The sequence below is a fragment of the Rhodococcoides fascians A25f genome, assembly GCF_000760935.2.
Taxonomy (GTDB): domain Bacteria; phylum Actinomycetota; class Actinomycetes; order Mycobacteriales; family Mycobacteriaceae; genus Rhodococcoides.
The window spans coordinates 1,049,924-1,073,040 of sequence record NZ_CP049744.1 but is presented as its reverse complement, the minus strand read 5'-3'; the positions used below and the strand labels follow the sequence as shown (position 1 = coordinate 1,073,040).

Annotated in this window: 23 protein-coding genes; 12 read left to right on the top strand and 11 right to left on the bottom strand. The window is 66.1% G+C overall.

The window, feature by feature from the left end; all coding sequences use genetic code 11:
- Positions 1–21 precede the first annotated feature (21 nt).
- Entirely contained in the window at positions 22–2,574 is a 2,553-nt protein-coding gene (gene otsB / locus BH93_RS05065; protein WP_037172141.1) for a trehalose-phosphatase, read from the top strand.
- Between the two features lie 250 nt (positions 2,575–2,824).
- On the opposite strand, the gene BH93_RS05060 is transcribed toward otsB, so the two are convergent.
- On the bottom strand, positions 2,825–3,931 hold the full coding sequence (locus BH93_RS05060; protein ID WP_032380155.1) for a LacI family DNA-binding transcriptional regulator: 1,107 nt from the start codon (positions 3,929–3,931) through the stop codon (positions 2,825–2,827).
- Positions 3,932–4,073: 142 nt separating this feature from the next.
- Here BH93_RS05060 and BH93_RS05055 point away from each other — a divergent pair, with 142 nt between their 5' ends.
- Genes BH93_RS05055 through BH93_RS05030 form a run of 6 tightly spaced genes read left to right on the top strand, consistent with a single transcriptional unit; the run spans position 4,074 to position 9,046 of the window.
- Positions 4,074–5,084, top strand: coding sequence for a metal ABC transporter solute-binding protein, Zn/Mn family (locus tag BH93_RS05055; RefSeq protein ID WP_197914551.1), 1,011 nt, complete (start codon positions 4,074–4,076; stop codon positions 5,082–5,084).
- A 31-nt stretch (positions 5,085–5,115) separates the two neighbouring features.
- On the top strand, positions 5,116–5,949 hold the full coding sequence (locus BH93_RS05050; protein ID WP_037178111.1) for a metal ABC transporter ATP-binding protein: 834 nt from the start codon (positions 5,116–5,118) through the stop codon (positions 5,947–5,949).
- Positions 5,946–6,824, top strand: a complete 879-nt coding sequence (locus BH93_RS05045) for a metal ABC transporter permease (RefSeq protein WP_032401506.1) — start codon at positions 5,946–5,948, stop codon at positions 6,822–6,824. Before BH93_RS05050 ends, BH93_RS05045 begins: the two co-directional genes overlap by 4 nt.
- A gap of 10 nt (positions 6,825–6,834) precedes the next feature.
- Positions 6,835–7,596: a LamB/YcsF family protein gene (locus BH93_RS05040; protein ID WP_037178245.1), complete on the top strand. Its 762-nt coding sequence runs from the start codon at positions 6,835–6,837 to the stop codon at positions 7,594–7,596.
- Positions 7,593–8,195: a 5-oxoprolinase subunit PxpB gene (pxpB, locus tag BH93_RS05035; protein ID WP_037178114.1), complete on the top strand. Its 603-nt coding sequence runs from the start codon at positions 7,593–7,595 to the stop codon at positions 8,193–8,195. The genes BH93_RS05040 and pxpB overlap by 4 nt, the downstream gene beginning before the upstream one ends.
- Entirely contained in the window at positions 8,192–9,046 is an 855-nt protein-coding gene (locus BH93_RS05030) for a biotin-dependent carboxyltransferase family protein (protein WP_037178116.1), read from the top strand. Before pxpB ends, BH93_RS05030 begins: the two co-directional genes overlap by 4 nt.
- Here BH93_RS05030 and BH93_RS05025 read toward each other — a convergent pair.
- Positions 9,036–9,872, bottom strand: a complete 837-nt coding sequence (locus BH93_RS05025; protein WP_037178118.1) for a shikimate dehydrogenase family protein — start codon at positions 9,870–9,872, stop codon at positions 9,036–9,038. The two genes, BH93_RS05030 and BH93_RS05025, sit on opposite strands and share 11 nt — an antisense overlap.
- Positions 9,869–11,263, bottom strand: a complete 1,395-nt coding sequence (shiA, locus tag BH93_RS05020) for a shikimate transporter (RefSeq protein ID WP_052065955.1) — start codon at positions 11,261–11,263, stop codon at positions 9,869–9,871. The genes BH93_RS05025 and shiA overlap by 4 nt, the downstream gene beginning before the upstream one ends.
- Positions 11,264–11,380: 117 nt before the next feature.
- On the opposite strand from shiA, the gene BH93_RS05015 reads away from it, so the two are divergent.
- Positions 11,381–12,154, top strand: a complete 774-nt coding sequence (locus BH93_RS05015; RefSeq protein WP_052065957.1) for an IclR family transcriptional regulator domain-containing protein — start codon at positions 11,381–11,383, stop codon at positions 12,152–12,154.
- A 2-nt stretch (positions 12,155–12,156) separates the two neighbouring features.
- On the opposite strand, the gene rlmB is transcribed toward BH93_RS05015, so the two are convergent.
- Genes rlmB through BH93_RS04990 form a run of 5 tightly spaced genes read right to left on the bottom strand, consistent with a single transcriptional unit; the run spans position 12,157 to position 16,226 of the window.
- Complete coding sequence (gene rlmB, locus BH93_RS05010; RefSeq protein ID WP_032380147.1) at positions 12,157–13,140, bottom strand: 23S rRNA (guanosine(2251)-2'-O)-methyltransferase RlmB; 984 nt, start codon at positions 13,138–13,140, stop codon at positions 12,157–12,159.
- Entirely contained in the window at positions 13,140–14,555 is a 1,416-nt protein-coding gene (gene cysS / locus BH93_RS05005) for a cysteine--tRNA ligase (RefSeq protein WP_037178247.1), read from the bottom strand. Before cysS ends, rlmB begins: the two co-directional genes overlap by 1 nt.
- A gap of 23 nt (positions 14,556–14,578) precedes the next feature.
- Positions 14,579–15,043 (bottom strand): 2-C-methyl-D-erythritol 2,4-cyclodiphosphate synthase, encoded by a 465-nt coding sequence (ispF, locus tag BH93_RS05000; RefSeq protein ID WP_032380146.1) that lies wholly within the window; start codon positions 15,041–15,043, stop codon positions 14,579–14,581.
- A gap of 10 nt (positions 15,044–15,053) precedes the next feature.
- Positions 15,054–15,719, bottom strand: coding sequence for a 2-C-methyl-D-erythritol 4-phosphate cytidylyltransferase (gene ispD / locus BH93_RS04995; RefSeq protein WP_037178123.1), 666 nt, complete (start codon positions 15,717–15,719; stop codon positions 15,054–15,056).
- Positions 15,720–15,737: 18 nt separating this feature from the next.
- Positions 15,738–16,226: a CarD family transcriptional regulator gene (locus BH93_RS04990; protein WP_027494344.1), complete on the bottom strand. Its 489-nt coding sequence runs from the start codon at positions 16,224–16,226 to the stop codon at positions 15,738–15,740.
- Positions 16,227–16,514: 288 nt separating this feature from the next.
- On the opposite strand from BH93_RS04990, the gene BH93_RS04985 reads away from it, so the two are divergent.
- The 3 genes from BH93_RS04985 to disA all read left to right on the top strand — a co-directional run bounded on the left by BH93_RS04985 (position 16,515) and on the right by disA (position 19,768).
- A complete protein-coding gene (locus BH93_RS04985) occupies positions 16,515–17,123 on the top strand; it encodes a hypothetical protein (protein WP_032380144.1) in 609 nt (202 codons plus the stop codon).
- Between the two features lie 53 nt (positions 17,124–17,176).
- Entirely contained in the window at positions 17,177–18,574 is a 1,398-nt protein-coding gene (gene radA / locus BH93_RS04980; protein ID WP_037178127.1) for a DNA repair protein RadA, read from the top strand.
- 108 nt (positions 18,575–18,682) lie between these two features.
- The gene (gene disA, locus BH93_RS04975) at positions 18,683–19,768 is read left to right on the top strand and encodes a DNA integrity scanning diadenylate cyclase DisA (protein WP_032380142.1); all 1,086 of its coding nucleotides are present in this window, start codon (positions 18,683–18,685) and stop codon (positions 19,766–19,768) included.
- Here disA and BH93_RS04970 read toward each other — a convergent pair.
- From BH93_RS04970 to BH93_RS04960, 3 genes are all read right to left on the bottom strand, one after another.
- Positions 19,765–20,640 carry an SCO6745 family protein gene (locus BH93_RS04970; RefSeq protein ID WP_037178128.1) on the bottom strand — a complete coding sequence of 292 codons (876 nt, stop codon included), beginning with the start codon at positions 20,638–20,640 and terminating at the stop codon, positions 19,765–19,767. The two genes, disA and BH93_RS04970, sit on opposite strands and share 4 nt — an antisense overlap.
- 15 nt (positions 20,641–20,655) lie before the next feature.
- Positions 20,656–21,393, bottom strand: coding sequence for a hypothetical protein (locus tag BH93_RS04965; RefSeq protein ID WP_032401496.1), 738 nt, complete (start codon positions 21,391–21,393; stop codon positions 20,656–20,658).
- Between the two features lie 90 nt (positions 21,394–21,483).
- Positions 21,484–22,110 carry a carbonic anhydrase gene (locus BH93_RS04960; RefSeq protein WP_037178249.1) on the bottom strand — a complete coding sequence of 209 codons (627 nt, stop codon included), beginning with the start codon at positions 22,108–22,110 and terminating at the stop codon, positions 21,484–21,486.
- 90 nt (positions 22,111–22,200) lie between these two features.
- On the opposite strand from BH93_RS04960, the gene BH93_RS04955 reads away from it, so the two are divergent.
- Entirely contained in the window at positions 22,201–23,085 is an 885-nt protein-coding gene (locus BH93_RS04955) for an A/G-specific adenine glycosylase (RefSeq protein ID WP_037178131.1), read from the top strand.
- Positions 23,086–23,117 lie beyond the last annotated feature (32 nt).

Sequence of the window (23,117 nt, the reverse complement as noted above, 5' to 3'; positions counted from 1 at the left end):
TTCATCGCCTAGATTCGACGGGTGACTGCTCTCGAATTGCCGCTCGAACTACGCCGCGCACTCGTTGGAGTAGCTCGGACTCCGCGTCTGCTCGTCGCGTCCGATTACGACGGCACCATGGCACCGATCGTCTCCGACCCACAGAAGGCCTTCCCGCATCCCGAGTCGGTGAGCGCCATGCGCGGGCTCGCCTCACTGGCCGGCACCAACGCCGCCGTCATCTCCGGGCGCGCCCTCCGCGATCTCGCGATCCTCTCTCGGCTGCCGTCCGAGGTGCAGTTGGTGGGCAGCCACGGCAGCGAGTTCGACGCCGGGTTCGTCAACGCCATCGACGACGACGCCAAGAAGCTCCTCACCCTCATCACCGGAGAACTGCAGGCCATCGCCGACGCCCATCCCGGCGTGAGTATCGAGACCAAGCCGGCCAGCGTCGCGCTGCACGTGCGCAACGCCGAGACCGCCGCCGGTGACGAGGCGCTCGCGGCCGTGCGTTCCGGCGCAGCAGCACGCGACGGCGTCCAGGTCACCGAAGGCAAGTCCGTCATCGAGCTCGCGGTCATCGTCACCGACAAGGGAGTCGCGCTCGACATCCTTCGCCATCAGGAAGCAGCCACTGCTGCAGTCTTTTTCGGCGACGACGTCACCGACGAGAAGGCCTTCAGCCACCTGCACGGCCCCGATATCGGGGTCAAGATCGGGCCGGGCGAGACCCTTGCCGAATTCCGCATCGACAGCACCGAACAGGTCGCGCTGGCGTTGGCGTTCCTGTTGGAGGAGCGTCGGCAGTGGCTCTCGGGTGCCGACGCCCCGCGCATCGAACGTCTGACGATGCTGGCCAGCCCCAATGCCGTTGCGCTGCTGACCCCCGATGCCGATGTCACCTGGCTGTGTCACCCCGAACCCGACTCCGCGGCCGTGTTCGCACATCTGCTCGGCGGCGATCAGGCCGGTCACTTCAGCGTCGGACCCACCCGCGCATCGTTGCCGCTCAGTCAGCAGTACGTGGACGGCACCATGACGGTGCAGACCAAATGGGCCAGCCTGCAGGTCACCGACTACCTGCCACACGACATCGGCCAGGGCCAGACCGCGTTGACCCGCGTCATCACCGGCAAGGCAACCGCTGTGGTGACGTTCGCGCCGCGTCCGGAATTCGGAAAAGCGTGGGCATCACTGGAACCCGACGCCGACGGCCTGCGCATTCTCGGGACGGCCGACCCGATGGTGCTGCGTAGCCCCGGCGTCACCTGGAACATCGTCTCCGACGGGTCGCAGCAGACAGCGCATGCAGAGGTCGATCCCTCGAACGGGCCGATCGTTCTCGAATTGCGGCTCGGCACAGACGATCTGAGCGAGCACCCCTGGGCCGAGTTCGAGCGCCGTCGCGCATCGGAGGCCTACTGGAAGGACTGGGCCGACGGCCTGGACCTGCCGCCGCTCAAGCGCGATCTGATGAAGCGATCGGCACTGACTCTGCGCGGCCTGGTGCACGCCGAGTCCGGTTCGATCATGGCGGCCGCCACCACTTCACTGCCCGAAGATATCGGCGGAGTGCGTAACTGGGACTACCGCTACTGCTGGTTGCGTGACGCTGCACTCACCGCGACCGCACTGGTGGACGTGGGATCGGTGGCCGAGGCCGAGAACTACCTGTCCTGGATCCACGGAGTACTGGAATCGGTGTCCGGCCCCGAGCGTCTACACCCGCTGTACACGATCTGGGGCCTGGGACTTCCACCCGAGGCCGTCATCGACGAGCTCCCCGGCTACGCCGGTTCACGTCCGGTGCGCGTGGGAAATGCTGCCAACCAACAGGTTCAGCTGGACGTCTTCGGCCCCATTGTCGAATTGGTGTCCGCCCTCGCACACGCACGTAAGGCCGCAGGTTCGGAGAACGGCCTCTCCGACGACGACTGGGAACTCGTCTGCGCCATGGTCGAAGCCGTCGAGCGACGTTGGTTCGAGCCCGATCACGGCATCTGGGAGATCCGCGACAATCCCCGCCACCACGTCTACTCGAAGGTGATGGGGTGGATCACCGTCGATCGCGCCATCGGTCTGGCCGAAACCTTCGGTCGCACAGCCGAATCGAGCTGGGCACCACTGCGCGAGACCATCCGCGAGGAAGTGCTCGCCAATGGCTGGAACGACGAGGTGCAGTCCTTCACCGCCGCCTACGACGGCACCGACCTCGACGCCGCAACGTTGTACATCGGCCTGTCCGGGCTGATCGATCCGGCCGACCCCCGCTTCGCCGCCACCGTCACCGCCACCGAGGCCGAACTGCGAAGTGGATCGACCGTCTACCGCTACCGCCACGACGACGGACTCCCCGGCGGCGAAGGCGGATTCCACCTCTGCGCCGCCTGGCTCGTCGAGGCATACCTGTTGGTGGGACAGCGCGCCGAAGCCGAGGCCTTGTTCGCCCAACTGGTCAGTGCCGCAGGCCCCACCGGACTGCTCAGTGAGGAATACGACCCCATCGCCGAACGATCACTCGGCAACCATCCGCAGGCCTACAGTCACCTGGGTCTGCTGCGTTGCGCGAGATTGCTCAGCGCCCAACCTGCCTGACTCCCACCCCCGCCCCCCATGCGCGTCCCCGCCCCACCCCTTCCCGATTGGGATCAATGCGCCTTTGTTGCACTCAGACCGACTGAAACCCACATTCATCCCGAACGGGCTTCCGGCTGACATTGAATGAATGCGGCTTTGTTGCACTCAGAGTGACTGAAGTCCACATTGATCCCAAATAGGGGGCGAGCCGAAAATGGGGCGGGTGAATGGGGGGGCGGGCGAGAAGGCGAGCGGGCGACGGCAGAGGTCAGGCAATAGCGGGCGGTTGCTCCGGCGGCGGTCCCGCGGTTCGGCCGCGGAAGAGTTCGGTCGGCAGGGTTTCGGCGGCGACGATGCCCGAATGCGAGGACGAGAGCACCAGTTTTCCGGCTCGACGGCCTTTTTCCTCGGCGTCCTGGCGCACGGTGGTGAGGTTCTCGCGGATGGCGTCGGAGATGCCGTCGAATCCGGTGACCGAAAGTTGGCTCGGCACATCGATTCCGGAGACCCGCGCGAAGTTGAGTGCACCGAGCGCGATGACGTCGGTGGTGCAGAGCAACGCCGTGGTTTCGCGATTGGCTTGCAGTGCTTGGGCCGCGGCGGAGTGGCCGGAGCGAACGGTGTGGTCGAAGCGTTCGACGACGGTGAGGGTGTCGGGGTCGAGTCCGGCGTCGATCATCGCGGCCTGCACTCCGGCGATACGTTCGCGTTGGACGTGGAAGTGACTGTCCGCCAGCCGCCCCGGGGGTACGACGCCATCGCGGCGGTCGCGTCCGAGCCGCATGCACAGCACGGCGAGATGCTCGTGTCCGAGCGAGATGAGATGTGCGGCAAGCATTTTCATGGCGACGCGGTCGTCGATGGCGACGAGGGCGGCCTCGGGGATGTTGCGGGGCTGGTCGCAGACGACGATCGGCAGGTGGCGTTCGCGCACGGCAGCGAGGTAGGGGTCGTCGTCGGCGACGGAGTACACGACGAATCCGTCGACTCCCGCCTGCTGCACCACGGCAGCGGCCTGGACGTCGTCGCGTTCGGCACCGGCGGGAATCAGCAGTAGGCCTTGCCCTGCGGCCTCGCAGGATTCGGCGAGGCCTGCGAGGAAGCTCATGGCGGCCGGGTCACGGAAGGAGTAGCTCAGGGCCTCGGTAAGGAGCAGCCCGATGGCCCCGGCCTTGCGGGTACGCAGCGATCGGGCGACCGGGTCGGGGCCGGCGTAGCCGCGCCGTTTGGCCGCCTGCAGTACGCGTTCGCGCAGTTCGGGAGAGAGCTGATCCGGTCGGTTGTAGGCGTTCGAGACAGTGGTGCGCGATACCTTCAGCTCGGCAGCAATCGACGCCAACGTCGCTTGACGTCGCGGTTCGCTCGACCTGACCATTACCGGGACGTTAGTCCCACAACGCACTCCGGAGAAATTCGAGGTCGCCTTCGTCCGATTCGATCGAGAGCCCCGACGAGCGCTAGAGTACAACGGTAACGGTTTCCATTAGCGTCAAGCATTGCCCATCAGGAGTACATCGATGTCGTCCATCCATCGCGCGTCCCGGACCACGCTCATGGCCGCACTGGGCCTGACCTGCGCCGCAGCCCTCACTTTGAGCGCATGCAGCTCCAGCGATCCCGCGAGCACCGAGTCCGCCCCCGCTACCCCCGTCGACGGGCCGATCACGATCGTCGCGTCCACCAACGTCTGGGGAAGCGTCGCCGAGGCGGTTGCCGGTGACCTCGCGACAGTGACGTCGATCATCTCCGATCCCTCCGCGGACCCGCATTCCTACGAGGCGAGCCCGGCCGACGCGGCTGCCGTCTCCGAGTCGTCGCTCGTGGTCTACAACGGCGGTGGCTACGACCAGTTCATCGAGGACATCCTCGGCTCCGAGGGCAAGGATGTGCCGTCGGTCGACGCCTTCACCCTGCTCGACGACAGCCACGATCACGACTCCGAGCCCACCTCCGATGCAACTGCCGAACCGACGACGGACGACGGTCATTCGCACGGCGAGGTCAACGAACACGTCTGGTACAACGCCGAGGTGGCAGCGCACACCGCCGAGGAGATCGCCGACAAGCTCGGTCAGCTCGATCCCGACAACGCCGCGCAGTACACCGCCAACGCCGAGGCGTTCCACGAGCAGGTCCACGCCATCACCGACGTGACCGCACAGATTGCCGCCGATTTCCCGAATGCGCCGGTGGCACAGACCGAACCGATCGCGCACTACCTGATCGAGGAGTCGGGACTCGACGATCGCACCCCCGAGGACTTCAAGGACTCCATCGAGGAAGGCAACGATCCGTCGCCCGCCTCCATCGCCGCGACGCGAGATCTGTTCACGTCCAAGTCCGTTCGCGCGTTGGTCTACAACATTCAGACCGAGGATGCCGTCACCCAGGACATTCGCTCCACCAGCGAGGCCGCGGGCATCCCCGTCGTCGAGGTCACCGAAACACTGCCCGCAGGCATGACGTACATCGAGTGGCAGACCAAGGCTGCGACGGATCTTCGGGCCGCCCTCACCACCGCCTCCTGACCCGAACCGGCGTGATGGAAAGCTGTAGTACATGCCTGCTGTAGAACTGCGCGATGCCGGACTGGCGTTCGGCGAGCGCACGCTGTGGCAGAACCTGGACCTGACGGTCGAGAAGGGCGAATTCGTCGCCGTTCTCGGCCCCAATGGGTCGGGTAAGACGTCTCTGCTCAAGGTGTTGCTCGGCCAGAATCAGCTCACGTCCGGCACAGCCGCGATCGACGGTGATCCTGTCCATCGCGGCCAGTCGGGAGTCGGCTACGTCCCCCAGCAACGCAACATCGACGACGATCTGCCGTTGCGCGGACGCGATCTCGTCGGCCTGGGCTGGGACGGCCACAAATGGGGCATGGGACTGCGCGGCATGCGACAGCGCAAGGAAACGGTGCAGCGAGCGATCGATCAGGTCGACGCCAACTCCTTCGCGGGTGCACCGGTCGGCTCGATGTCCGGCGGGGAGCAGCAGCGACTGCGCATTGCCCAGGCACTCGTCGGGGACCCCTCGGTCCTGCTGTGCGACGAGCCCCTGCTCAGTCTCGACCTCGCCAACCAGTCACTGGTCTCGAGCCTCATCGATCGTCGACGGCGTGAGCACGAGACAGCCGTCCTGTTCGTCACTCACGAGATCAACCCGATCCTCCCGCTCGTCGACCGCATCGTCTACATCGTCGACGGCCGGTTCCGCATCGGAACTCCCGAGGAGGTCATGAACACCGAGGTGTTGTCCGAGCTCTACGGCACCGAGGTCGAGGTGCTGAAAGTCCGCGGCCGACTCGTGGTCGTCGGGACCGGCGACTCGATCGATGCGCTCGGCTCGGCGGGCGCCCACCATCCACCCGTGCCGCACGACAGAGAAGACAAGGCATGAACGAGAAGGTTCTCGAGGCATTCTCGAAGATGCTCGACTTCGACACCACCGCCAACCTGCTGACCTACGACTTCGTGCAACAGGCGCTGATCGCGGCCGCAATTCTCGGGCTGCTCGCGGGCGCTCTCGGGCCGTTGATCGTCAGCCGGCAGTGGGCTTTTGCGGTGCACGGATCCAGCGAACTCTCGCTCACCGGTGCATCCGCAGCCCTGCTCGTCGGCATCACCGTCGGTCTCGGTGCCATCGTCGGCTCGGTCGTTGCGGCGGTGATGTTCGCACTGCTCGGCAACAAAGCCCGCGACCGCGACTCGGTCATCGGCGTCATCATGTCGTTCGGGCTCGGCCTGTCGGTGCTGTTCATCTGGCTCTACCCGGGCCGAACCGGCACCAGCTTCTCACTGCTCATCGGCCAGATCGTCGGCGTGGGGCAGAGCGGAATTCAGCTGCTGCTGGTGTGCGCGGTGTTGGTGTTGATCGTGCTCGCGGTGGTCTACCGGCCGCTGCTGTTCGCCAGTACCGATCCCGAGGTGGCGCTGGCCCGCGGCGTCCCCGTCCGCGCGCTCTCGGTCGTGTTCGCCGTTCTCGTCGGCGTGGCGTGTGCGCTGGGCGTCCAGATAGTCGGAGCCCTGCTGGTGCTCTCGCTGCTCATCACTCCCGCCGCGGCTGCCGCGCGGGTCACGGCCAGTCCGCTCAAGGCGACGCTGCTGTCCATCCTGTTCGCCGAGATCGCCGCTGTCGGTGGCATCCTGCTCTCCCTCGCTCCCGGACTTCCCGTCTCGACGTTCGTGACGACCATTTCGTTCGTCATCTACCTCCTCTGCCGCGCTGTGGGTGCGACGCGTAAGGCCAATTCCGGACGGCTCGTCGCCGCCTAGGATGTGCAGCGTGACGGCCATCGATCTCAACGCCGATCTCGGCGAAAGCTACGGCGCGTGGACTCTCGGCGACGACGACGCCATGCTCGCCGTGGTTTCGAGTGCCAACGTTGCGTGCGGCTTTCACGCCGGTGATCCCACCACTCTGTTGCGGACGTGCCGTTCGGCAGCTCGAGCAGCCGTGCGCATCGGAGCGCAGGTCGGCTATCACGACCTCGCCGGGTTCGGCCGACGCTTTCTCGACGTCTCCCCCGCCGACCTCACCGCCGACGTGATCTACCAGATGGGCGCACTCGATGCGCTCGCCCAGGTAGCCGGCTCTGCCGTTGCCTACGTCAAACCGCATGGGGCGCTGTACAACGCGATCGTGCATCACCGCGAGCAGGCACGAGCCGTGGTCGAGGCCGTCACCTCGTACGACGCGACCCTGCCGGTGCTCGGGCTCCCCGGCTCGGTCTTCCTCGAGGAGGCGGAACGGGCCGGACTGCGCACTGTCGCAGAGGCTTTCGCCGACCGCGCCTACACACCGCAGGGCACGCTCGTCTCGCGCTCGGAGCCCGGCGCGGTGCTCTCGGACCCCGACGCCGTGGCCCAGCGAGTGTTGACCATGGTCACCGACGGCACCGTCCGAGCGGTGGACGGCTCGAACATCGACGTTCGGGCCGACTCGATCTGCTTGCACGGCGACTCCCCCGGCGCAGTCGCGATGGCCACCGCCGTCTCGAACCTACTGCGCACCAACGGTATCGACATCTCGGCATTCGTCCGATGAAGATTCTCTCGGCCGGTGAGAATGCATTGCTGGTCGAATTCGACGGACTGGACGAGACAATGGCGTACTACCGGGCGATGGCGGCCGATCCGCCGCCTCCAGTCGTGGATCTGGTTCCGGCTGCCCGCACTGTGTCGGTGACGTTCGACGGACCGCCGGGGCCCGTGCTGCAGTGGATCTCGTCGGTACAGCCAACCGTCGAGGGGACGGAAGCAGGATCCGACACCGTCACGATCCCGGTGATCTACGACGGCGAAGACCTCGACGAGGTGGCCCGCCTGACCGACTTGTCCACCACCGAAGTCGTTGCGGCACATCTCGATCAGACATGGACAGTCGCGTTCGGCGGCTTCGCGCCCGGGTTCGGCTACCTGGTCGGCACCGACACCCGACTGCACGTCCCGCGGCGAGACTCACCGCGTACCAGCGTTCCGGTTGGTTCGGTGGGGCTGGCGGGCGAGTTCTCGGGCATCTACCCACGCTCCTCCCCCGGCGGCTGGCAGCTCATCGGGCGCACGGACGCGCAATTGTGGAACCTCGACCGCGATCCACCCGCATTACTACGCCCCGGCACCACTGTCCGATTCGAGCAAGCATGAGGGCCCTGACCGTGCTGCGGACGGGGCCGCTGTGCACCGTGCAGGATCGTGGCCGCCCGGGGCACGCGTCGATCGGCGTCGGCCGCTCCGGTGCCGCGGACCTGCTGTCGCACGATGCCGCAAACCGCCTGGTGGGCAACACTTCCGATGCCGCGACACTGGAAGTGACCTTCGGCGGACTGACGCTACGCGCCGAGTTCGACACTCTCGTAGCAGTCACCGGTGCGCACGTGACCTGCCGCGTCGACGGCATGGAGCAGGGACTCTGTTCGACACTGGTGATACGAGCGGGGCAGGAACTGGAACTGTCCGCGCCGACCTGGGGTCTGCGCAGCTACCTCGCCGTACGGGGCGGGATCGACGTGCCCGTTGTCCTGGGCAGTCGCTCGACAGACACGATGTCGGGCATCGGCCCGGCCGTCCTGACCCCCGGCACCGCCCTGCCTGTCGGCAACGATGAGGCGTCCTGGCCCGCTGCAGATTTCGCACCACCACGCGCCCAACCCGGCGCACTGGGTGTCAGCTTCGGGCCGCGCGAGAACTGGTTCACCGAGCGCGCTCGATCGCTACTGCTCGAGCAGCCGTGGACCGTGACGCAGGATTCGGATCGCGTCGGGATCAGGCTGGACGGTACCGAACCCTTGACCCGCGCGATCGACGACGAATTGTCCAGCGAAGGAATGGTTCTCGGTTCGCTACAGGTTCCGCCGTCCGGTCAGCCGGTACTGTTTCTCGCCGACCATCCCGTCACCGGCGGCTATCCGGTGATCGCCGTAGTCACCGCGGGCGATATGTCTGCCGCCGCACAGCTGACCCCCGGCAACCGGGTGCACTTTCGCGCTATCGGTTGATTCCGGCCGAAGCTGGGCAGATCTCCCGAATGCTGCGCCGCAGGGCATCGGACATGCGTTCGGGTAGTCCGAGCGGGCGAACCATGGCGTCGGCCTGGTGGAACAGGTGCGTCCAGCCATCGATCAGATCGATTCCGCGGTCCGCGGTATAGGCCTCGGCGGCATTGCGCGTGTCGGCGTACACGAAGTCGTACACCGTAGCCGACGGTGCCAGTTCGCCTGTTCCCCAGGCGAGTTGATCCTCGGAGCCGTCACGGCCGATCGGCGTCGCGTTGATCACCAGGTCGTAGGAGTCCAGATCCACTGCCCGATCCGACCAGTCGACAACCGAGGCCGACCCGTTGTACCCGCCGAGCTCGGCGACGAGCCCGGCCGCCGAGCTCCGGTCGACGTCCGAGACCACCAGCCTGTCGATGCGGCCCTGCAACGCGAAGGCGGCGGCGTGCGCGGCGCCACCGGCTCCGAGCAGCAGCGCCGAGCCGAAGGTACGTCCCGAGGTCGCCGCTCGTACCGCCGCGATGTCGGTGTTCATCGCGAACAGGGCTCCCGCACGCAGGAACAGCAGATTCGCCACCCCGGAGACCGTTACATCCGGATCTGCCTCGTCGGCAACCGTTGCAGCCCAATGCTTCCAGGGCATCGTCACGTTCGCAGCATCGGTGCGTCCGCCCCGGAGGGCATTCTCGACGTCGGGTAGGTCGGCAACATCGGCGACCTCCCAGGCGTCGTAGCTGGACGACACGTCGGCGATCTCGAACGCACGCGTCCACAGCGCGGGTGACATCGCGGTGGACGCGTGCGAACCGACCAGAGTCAGTGAGCTCATACCGACTTCGAGACACGCTCTGCAACAACGGCTTCTGCTGCAGGGGCGGCCTGATCGGAGATGGAGGTGACATCCGAGGAGCCCATGTTCTTCATCAGTGCTGCGACCACGGCCGAGATGATGCATCCCAGAGCCAGGTACGCCGCGACGTAGTGCCACGAGCCGTCGTTCCAGCTGACCAGCGCCGCTGCGATGAACGGGGTGAAGCCACCGGCGATCGCGCTGGCGACCTGATAGCCCACACCGGCTCCGCTGTAGCGAAGTTCGGGGCCGAACATCTCCGTGAACAGCGGCTGCTGCACCGAGACCACCATGTCGTGCGAGACGTTGACCAGGATGACGGCCAGTATCACGATCGCTACCACCGAGGCCGCCTGCAGGGACAGGAAGAAGGGGACGGCTGCCAGAGCGCCGACGACGGCACCGGTGACGAAGATCGGCTTACGGCCGAAGCGGTCGGCGATTGCCGCGTAGGTCGGGATGCTCAGGATGCCGATGCCGCCGACCAACAGCGCGACGTTGAGCATGAACTGACGTTCGTAGCCCAGTTCGTTGACGGTGTAGCTCAGCGCGAACGTGGTGACGATGTACATGGTGAACAGCTCTGCCATGCGCAGCGCGATGATCTTGAGGAACGAGCCGGGGTGCTCGGTGATCGCCTGGATGACCGGCAGCTTCTTCTTCTCGCCGCTCTCCTCGACTGCCTGCTCGAACACGGGCGATTCCTCGACACCGGATCGGATCCACAGGCCGAACAGTACGAGCACGGCACTGGCCAGGAACGGTACGCGCCAGCCCCAGCTGGTGAATGCGTCGTCGCTGAGCAGGTTGCTCATGATGGTGACAGCGCCGGTGGCGAGGATGAGACCGACGGAGTAGCCGACCTGGACGCCACTGCTGTAGAACGCCTTCTTCTTCGCCGGCGCGCTCTCGACAGCCATCAGGGATGCACCACCCCATTCACCGCCGACTGCGAAGCCCTGGATGGCGCGCAACAGCACCAGCAGCAAGGGCGCGAACCAACCGATCGACTCGAAGTTGGGAACCAGGCCGATCAACGCGGTTGCGACGCCCATCAGCAGCATCGTCCAGATCAGCATGCGCTTGCGTCCGAGGCGGTCACCGAAGTGGCCGAAGAAGATTCCGCCGAGGGGCCGGAAGAGGAAGCCGACACCGAAGGTCGCGAACGCGGCCATCACACCGACTGCGGGCGAGACGCTCGGGAAGAACTGGGAGTTGAACACCAGCGCGGCGATGATGCCGTACAGCAGGAAGTCGTACCACTCGACCACGGCACCGACGAAGCTGCCGATGGCAGCTTTCCGTGCTCTGGATCCGTCCGCGACTGCGACGTCAACGTTCACTTGTCGGCCCTTCGGTTTTGTGCGCATCGCGCACAGTTGTTTGTTATTCGCACAACTGTAACCAGAGGCGGCCTTTGTGGTCAACACCACAAGCACGGAGCGGTGTGATGCAGCGCGAACAGGGCCATGAGGCAGACTCGAACCATGACGGCCGAGATCGCCCCCGACGACCAACGCCCCACCTGGTTCGTGCAGTCACTCGAACGCGGACTGAGCGTGCTGCAGTGCTTCGACGACGCGCATCCGGCCCGCACGCTCACCGAGGTCGCCGAGGCCGTCGGAGTCACCCGAGCAACGGCTCGCCGACTGCTGCTGACGCTCGCAGAATTGGGATTCGTCCGCCAGGACGGCCGTCAGTTCACCCTCACCCCGCGAGTGATGAATCTGGGCTTCTCGTTCCTGTCGGGAATGGACCTTCCCCGCCTGGCCGAACCCCACATCGAAGCGCTCGCAAGACAATTGGGCGAAACGACGTCGGTGGCCATCCTCGACGGATTCGACATCGTCTACGTCGCACGCGTTCCGTCGTCTCGCATGTTGCGGGTCGTCATCACGTTGGGCACTCGATTCCCCGCGCACGCAACGTCTTCGGGTCGAGTGCTGCTCGCAGCCCTCCCCGAGAGCGAGCTCGAACGATACTTCGCCGACGCCCCCATCGAAGCCCTGACCCCGCGCACGCTCGTCGATCGAGACGCACTGCGCGCCGAGATCACTCGGGTACGCAGCGCCGGATGGTCGGAGGTCGTCGACGAACTGGACGTCGGAATGCGCGCTGCGGCAGTACCTTTGCGCAACAGCAACGGCACCGTCGTAGCGGCATTGAACACGTCACTGCACGCGAGGAACTACACCCCGACGGACATGATCGACACCGTCGTCCCGGCGATGCACGACACCGCCGCCCGCATCAGAACCTAGGTCTACCCGCGGCGTTGCCGGGCGATGTCGGCAAGCACGACGCCTGCCGCGACGGAGGCGTTGAGCGATTCCACCGGCCCCGCCATCGGGATCGACAGGATGTGATCGCAGGTCTCGCTGACCAGACGCGAGAGGCCCTTGCCCTCGGATCCGACGACGATGACAACCGGACCCTTGCCGTCGAACGTGTCGAGTTCGGTGTCGCCGCCGGCATCGAGGCCGACGACCGTGACGCCCTTGGACTGCCAATCCTTCAGCGTCCGAGTCAGATTGACCGCTCGCGCGATGGGCAGCCGAGCAGCGGCACCGGCACTGGTTCGCCACGCCACTGCGGACACACTCGCACTGCGCCGCTGCGGGATCACGACGCCATGGCCACCGAACGCCGCCACCGAACGCACCACTGCGCCCAGGTTGCGTGGATCGGTGATGTTGTCTAGCGCAACGAGCAGCGCAGGTTCCTGGTGCGTGCGCGCGTTCGAGATCAAGTCGTCGGGATGCGCATAACGGTACGGCGGTACCTGCAGCGCAAGGCCCTGGTGCAGTCCGTTGGCGCTGAGCTTGTCCAGATCGGAGCGTGGCACCTCGAGGATGGAGATGCGCGCGTCGCCCGCTCGCTGGACGGCTTCCTTGAGCCGGTCGTCGCTGTCGGTCCCGACAGCAACCCACAGGGCCGTCGCGGGCACACCAGCGCGCAGGCACTCGACGACGGGGTTGCGACCGAGTACCACCTCGGGGCCGTCCTCGGCCTTACGTCCGGCCGGCCTGCTGCCTGCGCGGCCACCGGTGGTGCCGCCGCGGTTCTGCGCGGACTTCTCGGCGAGCTTCGCCCGGCGCGCCGCGGGATGCTTGGTGCGCTCGGAGGCGGGAGGCGTCGCACCTCGTCCTTCGAGGCCCTTACGACGCTTGCCTCCGGAACCGGCGACCTGCCCCTTCTTGGTGCCGTCCTTGCGGATTGCGCCGCGCCTACTCGAATTGCCTGCCATCACAAACCTGCTTCGTCGGTCTTGCTCGTACCCAACGACCATTCGGGCCCGTTGGGTGTATCTGTCACGTCGACTCCGGCCTCGGCCAATCGATCGCGTATCTCGTCTGCGGCGGCCCAGTCCTTGGTCGCCTTCGCCGTTGCTCGACGCTCCAGCTCGGCCCCGACCAATACGCCGAGCGCACCGAGAGCGGCTGCATCGGAACCACTGTCGCCGGCCCAGTGCGGATCGAGCGGGTCGACGCCCAGAATGTCCAGCATCGCCCGCACACTGCCTGCGTGCTCCACCGCGGCCGGTAGGTCACCGGACTCGAGCGCGGTGTTGCCCAACGTGACGGTGGCATGAATCTCGGCCAACGCCTTGGGAACTCCGAGGTCGTCGTCGAGGGCCGCGGCAAATCCTGAGGTCCATTTGCCCATCGGTACCTCACCGGCGCGTTCGACGGCTCGTCGGACGAACCCCTCGATGCCCCGGTACGTCACGGCCGCGGTCTCGAGCGCGGTGTCGGAGTACTCGAGCATCGACCGGTAGTGTGCGCCACCGAGGTAGAACCGAAGCTCTTGCGGCCGAACCTTTTTGAGCACATTGGGTACCGAGAGAACGTTACCGAGGGACTTCGACATCTTCTCGCCGCCCATCGTCACCCACCCGTTGTGCAGCCAGTACCGCGAGAAACCGTCTCCGGCCGCCATCGACTGCGCGCGCTCGTTCTCGTGATGCGGGAACACCAGATCGAGCCCGCCGCAGTGGATGTCGAAATCCGCGCCGAGGTACGTCTCCGCCATTGCCGAGCATTCGAGGTGCCAACCCGGGCGCCCCGGGCCCCACGGCGTCGGCCATGACGGCTCGCCGGGCTTGGCACCCTTCCACAGCGTGAAATCGCGGGGATCACGCTTGCCCTCGGCGACGCTCTCGCCCTGATGCACGTCGTCGAGCTTGTGGCCGGACAGCGCGCCGTAACTCGGGAAGCTCTGCACGTCGAAGTAGACGTCGCCGCACTCGTCGGCGTAAGCGTGGCCGCGTTCGATCAGGCGCTCGATCATCTGGACCATCTGGGTGATGTGCCCGGTGGCGCGCGGCTCGGCCGACGGGGGAAGTACCCCGAGTCGGTCGTACGCCCAGGTGAAGGACCGCTCGTAGGTCGCGGCCCACTCCCACCACGGACGGCCTGCATCGCGTGCCTTGTTGAGGATCTTGTCGTCGATATCGGTGACGTTGCGGACGAAGGCGACGTCGTAATCGTGCGCCAGCAACCACCGCCGCAACACGTCGAACGCGACGCCGCTGCGCACATGACCGATGTGGGGTTCACCCTGCACCGTCGCCCCACACAGGTACACCGATGCATGGCCAGGGACCAAGGGGGTGAATTCCCGCAAGGCCCTCGTCTCGGTGTCGTGTAGGTGAAGGGTCACGACCAGCAATGCTACCGGTGGTTTTACCCCGTCATGACAAGTGCGGTCGCGATGGCGGCAATTCCTTCACCGCGACCGGTCAGGCCGAGCCCGTCGGTGGTGGTCGCAGACACCGATACCGGCGCACCGAGCACCCGCGAGAGAACCTCCTGCGCCTCGACGCGGCGCGGTCCGATCTTGGGCCTGTTGCCGATGATCTGTACCGCAGCGTTGCCGATCGCGAATCCGTCCGCGTCGAGCAGCCGCTTGACCTCGGTCAACATGGCAGCTCCGCTGACCCCGTCCCATTCCGGACGGCCGGTGCCGAAGACCGAGCCGAGGTCGCCGAGACCTGCTGCGGACAGCAACGCGTCGCACAGAGCGTGGGAGGCGACGTCACCATCGGAATGTCCCTCGAGTCCGTCCGCGTCCTCGAACAGCAATCCGGCCAGCCAGCAGGGTCGGCCGGGAGCGATCGGATGGACGTCGGTGCCGATGCCGACTCTCATAGCGCGCCTCTCACAGCAGGGCCTGTGCCAGTAACAGATCGTGTGGTGTGGTGATCTTGAATGCGAGGGCGTCGCCGACGATGGTGTGCACCGTTTCGCCGATGCGCTCGACCAAACCTGCGTCGTCGGTGGAGACGTCCGTAGCTGCGTCGTACGCACGACGCAGGACGTCGGCGTCGAAGCCCTGTGGTGTCTGTACCGCTCGCAGACTCGCGCGATCGGGGGTACCGACCACTGCGCCCATGAGATCGACTTCCTTGATGGTGTCGACGACCGGAAGAACCGGAATGACGGCGGAGCGGCCGGCCCGAACCTCGTCGACGACGCGGGCGATCAGCGTCGGCGGAGTGAGGGCACGCGCAGCATCGTGGACGAGTACGACGGCCGCGTCACCGACAGCAGCGAGACCGGCTCGCACGGAATCGGTGCGCTCGACGCCACCCGCTACGACGAGGACATCGGCACCCACGTGGCTGCGAGCCACATCGAGAAGATCCGCGGGGACTATGACGACGATGCGATCGACAGCACCCGAGGCCCGAAGCCCGTCGACGGACCGCGTCAGAAGAGAGTCGGTACCCAGACAGACGAATGCCTTCGGCTCGTCGTGTCCGAGCCGAAGGCCTTTGCCTGCAGCGGGTACCAGCGCGACTACGTCGCCGGCAGCACCGTTCACTCTACGAAGCTGTTCACACTACGAAGCTGTGGCGAGAACTTCGTCGAGCATGGTGTCGGCCTTGGCCTGGTCTGTTCCTTCGGCCAGTGCCAACTCGCCGACCAGAATCTGACGTGCCTTGGCGAGCATGCGCTTCTCGCCTGCCGACAGTCCACGATCCTGTTCGCGTCGCCAGAGATCGCGGACGACCTCGGCTACCTTGTTCACGTCACCGGAGGCCAGCTTCTCCAGGTTCGCCTTGTAGCGGCGAGACCAGTTGGTGGGCTCTTCGGTGTGCGGTGCGCGCAGCACCTGGAAGACTTTGTCGAGGCCTTCTTGCCCGACGACGTCGCGAACGCCTACGTACTCCGCGTTGTCCGCGGGGACTCGAACGGTGAGGTCGCCTTGCGCGACCTTGAGAACCAGATACTCTCTCGGTTCACCCTTGATGGTGCGTGTCTCTATCGCTTCGATCAGCGCCGCTCCGTGATGGGGGTAAACGACGGTGTCTCCGACCTTGAAAATCATGTGACAAGTGCCCCTTTCGATTTACCCAGAATACCACGTCCGATATCAACGGTGCAGGTCAGGGGCATAGCGATGCCGAATCAGGGGTTGACACAGACGGATCGACGTGTATCCGGGGCCACATTTTCACGCGGGCCGTTCTGCATGTTCTTCTCCTGACAGGCACCCCCACCTGGCATCATCGGGCCGCTGGCAGACCCCACGAGCGGTCGGTGGACGAGAACTACTACTCTGCCTAGTGGACGAGATGGACCGAGCCGGCCCGGCACCACATGGAGGACGACCGAAGTGACTGCAATCGACGCTGCGACACCGCTTGGCCGCCATCGTAAAGTGGCCGCCACTCTCGCTCTTCTCGCCGGTGGCGCACTCGCCCTCACGGCGTGCGGCGCAGGCCAGATTTCCCAGACTGCCACCCAGGTCGCCGCCGTCAACGGCAACTCCGCCGACGTCGGGGCAATTCAGCTGCGCAACGTCCACGTGGTGTACCCCGATTCGCAGGAGTACAGCATCGAGCCCGGCGGCACCGTCGAGCTCGGCTTCACCGCCATCAACTCCAACCCCGCCGATTCCGACGAACTGACCGGCATCTCGTCCCCCGAGGCGCAGATCACCATCGTCGACGAGGCGGAATCGGGAAGCAACGAGATCGCTCCGCTCACCGCGCTCGGTGCAGGTTCGCCCGCCGACGTTCAGCTCGACGATCCCCTTCTTCCGATCCAGTTGATCAAGGTCGAGATGGCCGACATCAGCGAGAACGTACGTCCGGGCCTGACCCTTCCGGTCACGTTCGAGTTCGCGAACGCAGGCGAGGTCGTCGTCAACGTGCCCGTCGACGCCGGTCACGAGCTCGAGCGTTCCGAAGAGGCAGTCTCCGAGCACAGCGGCGGCCACTGATCTCCCTCTCGAGGTCGCATCACCCTGTCGGTGCCGATCGTTAGGCTCCAACAGTGGTCAAACTGAAGTCGAGCTACCGCTGCTCCGCATGTCATCACTCGGTCTCGAAATGGGTCGGGCGCTGTCCCGAATGCGGTAACTGGGGATCGATGGACGAGGTCCAGGCCACCGCCGCTCCTCTGACCACCCGCGCAGGCGCGTCGGCACTGCGTTCCGGCGGCGGGGCGATGGTCCCGACCACGCCCGCAGCTGCTCTGACGACCATCAGCAGTGCCACGTCTCAGGCCAACACCACCGGGATCGACGAGTTCGACCGCGTACTGGGCGGCGGTCTCGTCCCCGGTTCGGTCGTTCTGCTCGCGGGTGAGCCCGGAGTCGGAAAATCGACCCTGCTGCTCGAGGTCGTGCATCGGTGGGCCCGCTCGGCACCGGATCGCCGCGCGCTCTACGTCACGGGTGAGGAATCAGCCGGCCAGGTTCGGTTGCGCGCGGACCGCACCGGCGCGGTACACGAGCGAGTATTCCTCGCCGCGGAATCCGATCTGGCCACGGTGTTCGGCCATGTCGAGCAGGTCAAGCCCAGCCTGTTGATCGTCGATTCGGTACAGACGATGCTCGCCGCCGACGTCGACGGGGTCATCGGCGGAGTCACGCAGGTTCGCGCCATCACCAGTGCCCTGACCACCCTGGCCAAGACCACCGGGGTGGCGGTGCTGCTCGTCGGACATGTCACCAAGGACGGCGCGGTGGCAGGTCCGCGGTCGCTCGAGCATCTGGTCGACGTGGTGCTCAACTTCGAGGGTGACAAGCACTCCACTCTGCGGATGATCCGGGGCGTCAAGAACCGGTTCGGGGCCTCCGACGAGGTGGGGTGCTTCGAGTTGCGAGAGACCGGCATCGTCGGCATCAGCGATCCGTCCGGGTTGTTTCTGCATCATCGAAGCGACGCCGTCCCCGGTACGGCCGTCACGGTCACCATGGACGGCAAACGGCCGCTGCTGGCGGAGTTGCAAGCACTGATAGTCGACACCGCGATGCCGTCGCCCCGGCGCGCGGTCAGCGGACTCGACCATGCTCGCGTGGCGATGATCCTGGCCGTCCTCGAACGCCGGTGCGGGGTCAAGGTCTCCAAGGCCGAGGTCTACGCGGCCACCGTCGGCGGCATGCGCACCAGCGAACCGTCCGCGGACCTCGCTCTCGCGGCGGCCGTCGCCTCGGCCGTGCGCGATCAACCCCTCCCTGCGGGAATGGTGATTCTGGGCGAAGTGGGCCTGGCCGGCGAGGTGCGACGCGTGGCCGGGTTGGGCCGCCGACTCGCCGAAGCTGCACGACTGGGCTTCAATTACGCGATCGTCCCCGAGGACGCAGGCCCCATTCCCGACGGCATCAAGGTCAAGACGGTGACGAACGTCGGTGAGGCGTTGACCTATACGCGTATGCGTCCCGTATGACACCGGGCAGTACTCTTTGTCGGGCTGCCCGGTGTAGCAGCGCAGTACTCTGTGTTCGCACGAGTAGATCCGCAGCACGACGCCGATACGAACACGAGGGGGTTGGCCATGGAGGGCACCACGCCGTCCCCAGCGTTGCGCGAGACCATTGCTCGGCTCGCACCGGGGACTGCGCTGCGTGACGGCCTGGAGCGAATTCTGCGCGGCCGCACCGGCGGGTTGATCGTCCTCGGGTACGACGAAGAAGTCGAAGCGATCTGCGACGGAGGCTTCGAGCTCGATGTCGAGTTCGCCCCGACCAGGCTTCGCGAGTTGTCGAAAATGGATGGCGCAGTGGTGCTTTCGACCGACGGCAAGCGCATCGTTCGGTCCAATGTCCAGCTGGTGCCCGACCACAAGATTCCTACGGTCGAATCCGGTACTCGGCACCGCGCCGCCGAGCGCACCGCCATGCAGACCGGCTATCCCGTTGTCTCCGTGAGCCAGTCGATGAGCATCGTCAGCGTGTACATCGGCGGCATCAGACACGTCGTCGAGGGCTCGGCCACCATCCTCTCTCGCGCCAATCAGGCCGTCGCGACCCTCGAGCGTTACAAGGCCCGGCTCGACGAGAACACCCGTCAACTCTCGGTCGTCGAGATCGAGGACTTCGTGACTCTGCGCGACGCCCTGACCGTCGCGCAGCGGCTCGAGATGGTGCGACGAGTGTCGGTGGAGATCGAACAGAACGTTCTCGAACTCGGCACCGACGGCCGCCAGCTCGCCCTGCAGCTCGAAGAGTTGTTGGGCGACAACGACGTCGATCGCCAACTGGTGGTGCGCGACTACCTGGCCGGCAACGAGCCGTCGAGCACCACCGGGGTGGAGAAGGCACTCGCCGCCCTCGACAAGCTGACCGACGTCGATCTGCTGGATCTGACCACTCTGGCCCGCGCCTTCGGCTACCCCGCGACCATCGAGGCCCTCGACACCCCGATGAGTCCTCGCGGGTATCGGGTACTGACGCGCGTTCCGCGGTTGCAGTTCAGCCAGATTCACCGACTCGTCGGTGCCTTCGGCACGCTGCAGGGGCTACTGGCCGCCACTGCTGCCGATCTGCAGTCGGTCGACGGAATCGGTGGACTGTGGGCCCGACACATCAGGGAAGGCCTCTCCAGACTGGCGGAGGCCTCGATCTCGGGTCCGTACGACTAGGACGCTTTCTTCTTCGTCCCCGGCAGGAAACCGGCGTCGATCACGGCCTTCACATACGGCCGTGCGCTCGTGATCAACTGCTCCGCGTCCGGGACGTTGTTCCACACTGCCGACGCCATGGCATCGGTGCGCTCTTCGATGTGCTGATCGAGAGCGGTGCCGTTGTCGGTCAGAGTCTCACCGTCGGCAGAGGTGGTGAGCAGTCCGCGGGTGGCGAGTCGTGCTGCGGCCGAGTCCCATTCGCTCTCGGACCACTGCCTCGTCAGCTGCGTGATGCGCTTGCCGAGTGCTCGGCGGCCGGGCTGCGGGGTCGGGCGGACGGCCTCGTGGAACACGGCCGCTTCCGTCGGGTCGAGTTCTGCGTCGATCAAGGCGGCGAGGTGGCCGTCGCCGCGCCATTCACGCAGAACGGTGATCGAATGCCAGAGGGCAAGATGCGGCACGTCGGGTCGTTCGGTGGAATGCCACGCTGCGGAGAGCGGCCGACCGGCGAACGAGGCGGTGTCGCCGATATCGCCCAGACGGCCAGCCAACGTGGCGAGCGCCGGGTCGTCCGCCAAGGAGCCGAGAGCCGTTCCGAGAACGGAATCGAGCAGTGCCCACCGACGGTCGGACACCGCATCCAGACCGACGGCCACAGCGGCAGGCCACGCGCGCTCGATCAGCACCGGGTTGAAGTTGTAGAACGCAGCCGCAACGACACTCGGCGCGCACGGGCCCATCGGGGCGGCCCGTGCACCGACGTACCAGGCATGACCGTCGAGTCCGGTGTCCTCGTAGGCCGTCCCCAACTCGGGATTGAAGTAGGCGGTGACGTGAAAGGGTTCGAGAGTCTTGTAGGCGACACGGGCGAGGGCTGTCGAAGTGGTCATGAGATTCGACCGTACTCAGCCGGTGATGTTGAACGGCTCCGGCACACTCTTGAGCTCGCCGAGCTGCGCGATCGCCTGGTACGCACCGACACCCACCGGGATGCGCTCTTCACCGCAGCCGGGGACGGAGTTGGTACCCGACCACTTGACCGTGAATCCGGCTTGCTCGCCGGGCTTGAAGGTACGCAGATCGGACGCGGCGTTGGGGAAGCAGTCGACGTTGGACCAGATGCGCTGATTGTCGAGGGTGTAGACGAGTGCCTGCTGCAGACCGGCACCGACGTCACGCTGACATTCGGCGGAGCCGATGTTGGTGATGACCACGGTGAACACGGGCTCTTCACCCAGACGGTAGGTGGCCTTCTCCGGCGTCACCTTGATTGCCAGTGACTGGTCCGGGCACTGATTGGCGATCACCGGAGCCGGTGCACCGCTGGTGGTCACTGCTGCACCGCCACCGGCTGCAGAGTCGGTGCCTCCACCCGATCCACCCGATCCACCGGAACCGCCGCCGGAGCCACCCGAGCCGCCGGAATCACCTTCGGTAGCGGACGAACTGGGTGATGGCAGAGCCGAGGTCGATGCCGGTGCCGACACGACACCGGCCGGTGCGGCCTCGGTGTCGTCGGAACCGCCGCTGAGCGACGCGATGAACCACACGATCAATCCGAGGACGACAACGGCCGCACCGATGGCGAGCGCGCGGCGTCGCCAATAGATTTCGGGAGGCAAAGGCCCGCTCGGTTCCAACACGAATCAACCGTATGCGGCCGGAGGCAACCTTTCCCTGAGCCCACGCGGCGTGTCGCGCGAACGACTCGCTCGCACGGGCTCGGGCACGAGTCAGGCGGGCTGTTCGCCGATGTCGCCGATGACCTCGCGGAGCTGAGCGTGCCCCTTCGACAGCTGGTAGGTGAGGCCGACGATCGCGAGTTCCCCGGCCTCTACCTTCTCGGCCACGATGCGGGAGCGCTGCATCAAAAGATTGCCGGTCTCCTCGACGTGCCGTGCCTCGAACTCGTCGACGGCCTGGTAGCCGTCGCGGCGGGCCGAGAGCACCGACGGGGTGACGCGCTCGACGACGTCGCGGATGTAGCCACCGGGGACGTCTCCGCTTTCGAGGGCATCGACGGTCGCCTGCACTGCACCGCAGTGATCGTGGCCGAGCACCACGATCAGTGGCGCGTTCAGCACCGCGACGCCGTACTCGATGGAACCGAGGACGGCGGAGTCGACCACGTGACCGGCGGTGCGAACGACGAACATGTCACCGAGGCCCTGATCGAAGATGATCTCGGCCGCAACGCGCGAGTCGGCGCAGCCGAACAGGATGGCACCGGGATGCTGAGCGCTCTCGAGACGAGCACGGTCCTCGATGCCCTGCGACGGGTGCAGGACCTCTCCGGAGACGAACCGTTGGTTGCCTTCCTTGAGTGACTTCCAGGCAGCGATCGGATTCGAAGCAGGCATGGGTTTCATTGTGCACGCGGAGCGGGCGCGGGGCGAGTCGGGTTCACTACTGTTGATCTCGATCACAGACACGAGAAGAAGGGCGCACAGTTGCCGATCGATGCCGAGGCTCTGCTCGGGTGGTTCGACACCGACGGACGCGACCTGCCGTGGCGTAGTCCGGGCGTCAGCGCCTGGCAGATCCTGATGAGCGAGATCATGCTGCAGCAGACTCCGGTGGTGCGGGTGGCACCCATCTGGGAGCAGTGGGTGCAGCGGTGGCCGGTGCCCTCGGCGATGGCCGCGTCCTCCCAGGCCGAGGTACTGCGTGCGTGGGGCAAGTTGGGCTATCCGCGTCGAGCGCTGCGGTTGCACGAGTGCTCGCGAGTGCTCGCCGAGGAGTACGGCGACGAGGTGCCGAGCGACGTGGAGACACTGCTGAGCCTGCCGGGCATCGGTGCCTACACAGCAAGAGCGGTCGCGACTTTTGCTTACGGTCAGCGAGTTCCGGTGGTGGACACCAATGTTCGACGCGTTGTCGCGCGTGCGCAGCATGGCAACGCCGAGCCCGGAAATCCGTCCACCTCGAGGGATCTGGCCGATGTGGAACAGCTGCTTCCGGTGAGCGTCCCGCGGGCCGCTCGATACTCGGCGGCATTGATGGAGCTCGGCGCGTTGATCTGCACCGCCAAGAATCCTGCGTGTCTACTGTGCCCGCTGCCGGAGTGCGCCTGGATCGAGGCGGGCAGACCGGCGCACACCGGTCCTGCGAAGAAGGTCCAGAAGTTCGCGGGCACCGACCGACAGGTTCGCGGCAAACTCATGTCGGTGCTGCGCGAGAGCACCGGCCCCGTCGAGCGAGCTCAGCTCGACATCGTCTGGCCCACCGACCCGACCCAGCGCGATCGAGCTCTCGATTCACTGCTGACCGACGGGTTGATCGAACAAACCGAATCGGGATTGTTCGCCCTCGCGGGTGAGGGCTCGGACGGCTGAGAGCAGCTACAGCCGCTACCCAGATGCCGGAC